The sequence below is a fragment of the Mesorhizobium sp. M7A.F.Ca.US.014.04.1.1 genome, from assembly GCF_003998745.1.
GTDB classification, from domain to species: Bacteria; Pseudomonadota; Alphaproteobacteria; order Rhizobiales; family Rhizobiaceae; genus Mesorhizobium; species Mesorhizobium ciceri.
Genome location: NZ_RZRW01000959.1, coordinates 1 through 1,418, shown reverse-complemented (window position 1 = coordinate 1,418; position 1,418 = coordinate 1). Strand labels below are relative to the sequence as shown.

General features: G+C 64.7%; 2 protein-coding genes. Both read left to right on the top strand.

Annotated elements, in window-relative coordinates; all coding sequences use genetic code 11:
- Positions 1 to 583: thiamine pyrophosphate-dependent enzyme (locus EOA22_RS33510; RefSeq protein ID WP_245478757.1), on the top strand; the 583-nt coding region annotated here is incomplete at its 5' end.
- Between the two features lies 1 nt (position 584).
- On the top strand, positions 585 to 1,418 hold an 834-nt coding region (locus tag EOA22_RS33505), incomplete at its 3' end, for a pyruvate dehydrogenase complex E1 component subunit beta (protein WP_206521466.1).

Below are 1,418 nucleotides of genomic sequence, written 5' to 3'. Positions count from 1 at the left end.
GTCGATGCAGATCCTCGGCACCGGCAATGTCGCCATGTGCGTCTTTGGCGACGGCGCCGCGCAAACCGGCATCTGCCACGAAGCCATGAACATGGCGGGGCTGTGGAAATTGCCGGTCGTCTTCGTGCTCGAACACAACCAGTTCGGCCTGACCGTTCCCTCCGAGGTCCAGTCGCCGGTCGAGGACCTGTCGATCCGCGCCGCCGGCTACGCGATGCCGGCCGAGATCGTCGACGGCAATGACGCGGTGGCTGTCTACCGTGCCGTGTCGGCCATGGTCGAGCGCGCCAGGCGCGGCGAAGGCCCAGGCATGGTCGAATGTAAGACCTACCGCGTCGAAGGTTTCTCCACCTCCGACATGGGCGGTTACCAGAAGCCGGAGGATATTGCGGCCTGGAAGGAACGTGACCCGTTGCTCGTCTCGCGCAAGGCGCTTTTGGGCGACGTCGGCGAGGCGAAACTCGCGGCAATCGAGGTGGCGGCCAGAGCTGAGGTCGACGAGGCATTCGCGGCGGCCCTCTCCGACCCGATGCCCGAATTCTCGCTCGACGAAGCCTGCAACCCCTACAGCGAGGCACACTGACATGGCCATGATGCGGTATGCCGAAGCGCTCAATGCGGCACTGCGCGAAGAGATGCAGGCCGACCCCTCCGTCTTCGTCTTCGGCGAGGACATCGGACGCTATGGCGGCGTCTTCAAGGTGACGAAAGGGCTGATGGAGGAATTCGGCGAAACGCGGGTGCGCGACACGCCGATCTCCGAACAGGCGCTGACCGCCATGGCCGTGACCGCCGCGATGACCGGCACGCGGCCGGTGCTGGAAATCATGTATGCGGATTTCGTGCCGCTGACGCTCGATGCGCTGGTCAACCAGGCATCGATCTACAATTACATCTGGAACGGCCAGGTCAAGATGCCGTTCGTGCTGCGTACGCAGGGCGGCGGCGGCGCCGGCGCCGGCGCGCAGCACTCCAAGTCGCTCGATTCCATGCTTGCCCACATACCCGGCATCAAGGTCGTTGCTCCTTCGACGCCCGCCGACGCCAAGGGCATGCTGAAGGCCGCGATCCGCGACGACCAGCCGGTGGTCTTCCTCGAGCACAAGCTGCTCTACAACACCCGCGGCGAGGTGCCGGAAGGCGATGTGACCGTGCCGCTCGGCAAGGCGGCAACCCTGCGCGAAGGCAACGATATCTCGATATTCGCCACCTCCAAGATGGTGGTCGAGGCACTGAAAGCCGCGGATCTTCTCGCAGCCGACGGTGTTTCGGCCGAGATCGTCGATCTCCGGTCGCTGCGCCCGCTGGATGTCAACGCCATCGTCGCCTCGATCGCGAAAACGCACCATGCCGTGGTGGTCAACGAGGGCTGGCGCTTTTGCGGCTACGCCGCCGAGCTTTCGGCAACGATCATGGAT